The sequence below is a fragment of the Synechococcus sp. MU1655 genome (genome assembly GCF_023630655.1).
GTDB lineage: Bacteria > Cyanobacteriota > Cyanobacteriia > PCC-6307 > Cyanobiaceae > Synechococcus_C.
In genome coordinates this window covers 1-4956 of sequence record NZ_JAKUHK010000150.1, presented here as the reverse complement: position 1 = coordinate 4956, position 4956 = coordinate 1, and the positions used below count along the sequence as shown (strand labels likewise).

General features: G+C 51.3%; 7 protein-coding genes. 2 read left to right on the top strand and 5 right to left on the bottom strand.

Going from position 1 to position 4956, the window contains the following annotated elements; genetic code table 11:
* Positions 1-34 precede the first annotated feature (34 nt).
* The 3 genes from NCN04_RS07860 to NCN04_RS07850 all read right to left on the bottom strand — a co-directional run bounded on the left by NCN04_RS07860 (position 35) and on the right by NCN04_RS07850 (position 1283).
* Complete coding sequence (locus tag NCN04_RS07860; protein WP_250395716.1) at positions 35-301, bottom strand: hypothetical protein; 267 nt, start codon at positions 299-301, stop codon at positions 35-37.
* Between the two features lie 79 nt (positions 302-380).
* Complete coding sequence (locus NCN04_RS07855; RefSeq protein ID WP_250395715.1) at positions 381-749, bottom strand: hypothetical protein; 369 nt, start codon at positions 747-749, stop codon at positions 381-383.
* 273 nt (positions 750-1022) lie between these two features.
* A complete protein-coding gene (locus NCN04_RS07850) occupies positions 1023-1283 on the bottom strand; it encodes a hypothetical protein (RefSeq protein WP_250395714.1) in 261 nt (86 codons plus the stop codon).
* Positions 1284-1469: 186 nt separating this feature from the next.
* On the opposite strand from NCN04_RS07850, the gene NCN04_RS07845 reads away from it, so the two are divergent.
* Both NCN04_RS07845 and NCN04_RS07840 read left to right on the top strand, forming a co-directional pair.
* On the top strand, positions 1470-1622 hold the full coding sequence (locus tag NCN04_RS07845) for a hypothetical protein (RefSeq protein WP_250395713.1): 153 nt from the start codon (positions 1470-1472) through the stop codon (positions 1620-1622).
* Positions 1615-1908, top strand: coding sequence for a hypothetical protein (locus tag NCN04_RS07840; protein ID WP_250395712.1), 294 nt, complete (start codon positions 1615-1617; stop codon positions 1906-1908). Before NCN04_RS07845 ends, NCN04_RS07840 begins: the two co-directional genes overlap by 8 nt.
* A gap of 76 nt (positions 1909-1984) precedes the next feature.
* On the opposite strand, the gene NCN04_RS07835 is transcribed toward NCN04_RS07840, so the two are convergent.
* Positions 1985-3274: an FAD-dependent oxidoreductase gene (locus tag NCN04_RS07835; RefSeq protein ID WP_250395711.1), complete on the bottom strand. Its 1290-nt coding sequence runs from the start codon at positions 3272-3274 to the stop codon at positions 1985-1987.
* 1330 nt (positions 3275-4604) lie between these two features.
* Positions 4605-4956: hypothetical protein (locus NCN04_RS07830; protein ID WP_250395710.1), on the bottom strand; the 352-nt coding region annotated here is incomplete at its 5' end.

The following is a 4956-nucleotide window of genomic DNA, read 5'->3' as shown; positions in this document are numbered from 1 at the left end:
GGGTGAACTGAATGGTTGTTGACATCAGATCGAATCAAGCTTCAGCGTATTGACGGCAGAACTCTTCTAACACCGCAAGAAATTCCGATTCCTCTGGTGGATCATCAAACCGTGTAGCGCATTGCACACAAAACCTGATCCAGGTATTGGCTGGTGTATCGCCTGCAGCGATGACCAACGAATAGGCCTTGTCGAATTCGGCACCATCCTTCAGAAGCTCCCCGATGCATTGATAAAGCACCTCCATTCCGTCAACTTGTGGATCAGCGAAAACAGCGCGGATTTTTTGTTTGGTTGCCATTGATGTGATGCTGAAAGAACGCTGATTAAGCCTTTGCTGGACTACACGGCCAACAGGCATAGGCATTAATTAGCAATGATCAATAACCTCCGGGCTCACGGGCTGGCTTCTTCCAGAACACGTTCAGGGTGTATTGACCGTCTCGCGTGAAGGAGATGCGCTCTGACTTGTTATCGCGCTGGTAGGTCTTGCCCTGCTCAGCAGCTGGGAAGGCGAACTTGTAATAGTTGAAGTCGTCCACGTAAACGTTTCCTTGGTACTGACTGAAGGTGCAAGGGCCCTCGATCATTGGCACAGCCATGTGCATTCTTTTGACGGTCTCTTCATGCCAAGCCAGGGTGCAATAGGCCTTGGTGCTATCAGCCATGGCGACTGGCGGATCAAATGGCTCACTAATTGCGAAGAGCGCAGCAGCTGATGCAATGCCAGTGAATGTGGTGCGGATCATTGTTGTGGTTATGAGTCATCTAGTCCGTGGCCACTGATTGGCGTATCGCCAATAGACCTGGGTATGTATCGCCGCCGTAGCAACTGCTGATCGCGACCACCGGCCAGCACAGGGACGACTGTAAACGGCACAAACAAAGAAAACCCCAGCCGAAGGCAGGGGTTCCTGGCTTCTTGTTAGGAGTGTTGCCTAGTTTCCACTCCGTGAAGAAGCCCTCCTCACGATTCAATCATCCCTCAGAAATTCCACTGAGCAAGGCCCTTTTGCCTGAGTTCATTGTTTAATACGACCTATCTCGTAACCGACTACCAACCCAATGGCGCCGCCAAGAGTGCCAGCGCTCAGCGAATCGATATTGTCATTATTGAGAGATTTGATCATTGGGAGCAGAAAAGAAGCAGCAACCAGTGCAACAACGCCTATCAGTACTGCATCTAAATGCGGCTGCTTGCGATTCACTCTTGCAATGCGACTTTCTTTTGCGGGTGGCGCAGCTTTTGCATTCAGCCGCTCTTCATTGCAAGGAATGCACAAACCGAAGCACCTATTAACCAGTACCACTGTCCTGTTTGACCAGTTGCAGCACCAAAGAGTCCGCATCCAACCCACAGCCAAGCCTTTCTTCGACTTGTTGTCTTGCTCATTGGATTGACCTGACTTGCCTCAAGCTTGCCCAGTAGGTGCCCAGAGCTTGCAAGTGTTGGTCAGGTCCTGCCCCTAATGGAACCACTGAGCCTGCCTCCATGGATCTTGGTATCCAGCAATCATCAGATCATTCAACGCTTCAGTGGTGTTTTGCTTGTCGTCGCGTTTTCACTCAAAGAGCCTCTGGATGAACTTGTAGGCGGTAACCCCAACGCGATCGATGTTTGACCTAGCGATTGTGTTAATAATGGATTACGCCAAAGAGCTTGACAAAGAGCCCACTGCGCGAGAACAGATAACTGTTTTTTTCAATGAATCGAAAAACATTGCCCACCGAGAGGGGACACTCAGCTTCAAGACCCAACATGTCCAAAACAACCAAACAGCAACCAGAATTAATCACCTGGGAAGAACTATTCGGCAAACGCTAAATATGGTGCCTGAAGGTGATGAGGAAGTACTAAATATGGTGCTTACAAGTCAAATGTCATCGCCTCCCTTGCCTCTGTTTTGATTGCCTCCTGCTACGGCGGCGACACCTGTCGCAGCAACACCGGATCAGCCATCAGACGCATCACGGCAGACCGCCGCTATGGCCGCATCGTGGCTGAGCTGTTTGTGGATGGCTCAACCGTGCAGTGGTCGTGAATCAAGTTTTCGGCAATTCTTGATGGCCTGCTTCCAAAGGCGATCATTCGCGCTGGCACATTCCGCACAACTGGGAATTTGAGCAAGATGCGAAGCAGCAAAGGCAACCTGAAGGGTTCGGCACCGTTGAGAGCGCTCTTAATGATGCGGTTCTGAACCATGGTCTGGAACCCCTGAATCGTGTGAACGGGCCCCTCCCGCTGCAATTGCACAGTCGCCAACTGATCTAAACCGATGGATTCCCGTCTCAGCGGTTCTGTCAGCAGATTTGCAGCCGAGATCGCATCCTGAATCGCCACATTGATTCCTACCCCTCCGATTGGAGACATCACATGGGCAGCATCGCCGATCAGCAGAAGCCCTGGCTGATGCCACGTCTTCACGAAACTGGATTCAACGGATAAAACCACAATCTGTTTCCAGGTCTGCAGCACATGCACCCGATCTGCAAGCCAGGGCACGTGGCGACTCAGATCCGTGCGGAAGGCGTCAAGCCCAGCGGCCTTGGTGGCCGCGAACTGTCCTTTTAAGAGCACATAACCCACCTGCCACTCCTGGGCACGTTCCAGAAGCACAACCAAATGCCCTCCGCCAACATGGAAGCGGAACTGATCATGGGGATCGTCTGACCTGCGAGGCACACGAAACCAAAGCACATCCATCGGTGGTGAGGTGCTCTGCAATTCAGCACCGCAGAGACTGCGAACCTTGGAAAATCGTCCATCTGCTCCCACCGTGAGAGTGGCACGAACCTCATGCAGTGCATGCTGCCGATCCCTGTAGCGCACTCCATGAGTGGAGCCTCTCTCCTGAATGAGTTCCTCGACCCGAGCCCCCATGACCAGCTCGAAACCGGAATAGCGGCTGGCCTCCCCAGCGATGCATTGAAGAAACTCAACTTGCGGAAGCACCGCGACAAACGGGTAGCGCGTGTTCAGGCGACGAAAATCGGCCAAATTGGTAACGATTCCCTCAGAACACAGCTGGGCCAACTCCATTCGGCCATGTGGAATCTCAAGAACACGATCAGCCAGGCCGATCTGATCGAGGGCCTCAAGAATCGCGGGGTGAATCGTGTCTCCACGAAAATCTCGATCGAAGTCGAGCTGCGACTCCAACACCGTGACCTTGATCCCCTGTCGAGCCAGCAAAAGACCAAACATCAGTCCGGCAGGCCCGCCCCCCACAACGCAGCAATGAGCGATGCGATGCTCGACGACGTTGTGACCCATGCCAAATCGATCAACTCACAACTGCATCATGAGCCGAAAACTTGCGGTGGAATTTTGCCAATTGCTCAGGTCATCCGTTGATTCAATGCTGAATCCATCTGCCGAGTCATATTTGGCAAGACCCTCTCAGCCTTCACTCAGGCGCAATGCGTTCTAAACAAGTGAAAATTGAGACGTCGAAAGCAAGACACCTTGGGAGGAGTTAGCACCCTCCCATTTTTATGACCGTCAAACCGTCGTTAAAGATTTGCGGGATTGCGTCTAACTGCGGGTTCAAGGTCAGCGAACAATCACCCGAGCCATCTTGAAAGTGAGCCAACGCTGGGGAGCAGTGGTTCAAACTCACACCACCAAGACAGAGGATTAAACCCCTCTGTTTTTTATGCCCTTGAACGAAGATGAGTATGTATCACTAGGGACAGAGACGCACTCACACGCTTGTATTGGCGAGGGTCAGGATGTTGGGAGGCATCCTATGTTGAACGGTCGGCTGCAGGGGCGGGCGTCCGTTCTTTTTTATGGATCAACGGCATCACCGCACACAGGTATCGCCTGTATACGGCTGCCATTGGCCTTCCGCCATGAAAAAGGCCCCCTTGCGCGGAGGCCTTTCCTTTGCGGATCCTGCTCAAAGGTCGCTTCAATTAACTTAATACCCTGGTAACGGTTTGTAAAGCCAGTTGGCTAGCGTCTGCTTGCTCGCGATCTGCAGATGAACCACTCCCCAAATATCGCTTTCTTTGGTGGCACTGTGATCATCGCGATCATGGTCATGTCGGCCTTCGCAAACCTGGCAAACGCCTAAGCGAACGCCTAAGCGAACGCCAGCGTTTTCAGCGGGTTCCTCCCCGAGCAATTGGCGCTGTTGTGCTGCTCAAAAAAAAGGGCGGCTTCCCAGACCACCCTCTTCTGCGACGCATCACCAAGGACCACCTCCTTGGATGCGGAGACTGTCACGCAGCCTCACGATTTTTTTTGTAGGAATAATTACCTAAACCTCCTCGAAGTCAGTGGTTCAAAGCAATCGATCCAATGACCGCAAGACCTGCGTTATTGCATTTCCACTGCCCCAAGAGATTCACCCGACATCGACGTTTGAGACCTGAAACAGCGAGTTCAGTCGTTGATCCCTTAGGCGATAAAGCAAACATCACGATCAGAAAAGGGGCGATCTGAAAATGTGGCACCTTTCTCAATCCGCCATAGCAGTAAAAGCATGCCGACGAAGAGAGTGGCGAATGGCGCGAGATAGGAGAAGAAATCCGGAACAGGCCCAATCATCCTCAAACGTTTCAACTTTTTTGCCAATACCCACCTTCACAGCACAATATCAACCCATTCCCGCAATGCTGAAGAGACCTTTTGACACTACAATTAAAACAAAAACAGAGGTGAATAGAATCAGATTAATACCAGCTAGATCAAAGATTTTCGGGCTATCCCGAACTTCAATCGCTAATTCATTTGGCTCAGGCTCACGATCCCAATAACCAAAGACAAAACCACGTTTGGCATAAAATTTTCCTTTCGATGGCTTAACAGAGACGTATCCGTGTTGCTCTATCGCTAGATTTTGAGTATCGATTTTGGATGATTCATTGTTTAGCAAATCTTGAATCCACCTTGCGTGCGCAACGGCTCCTATGACGACCCAGAAAATTAAACTTGAACCCGCCAATCCA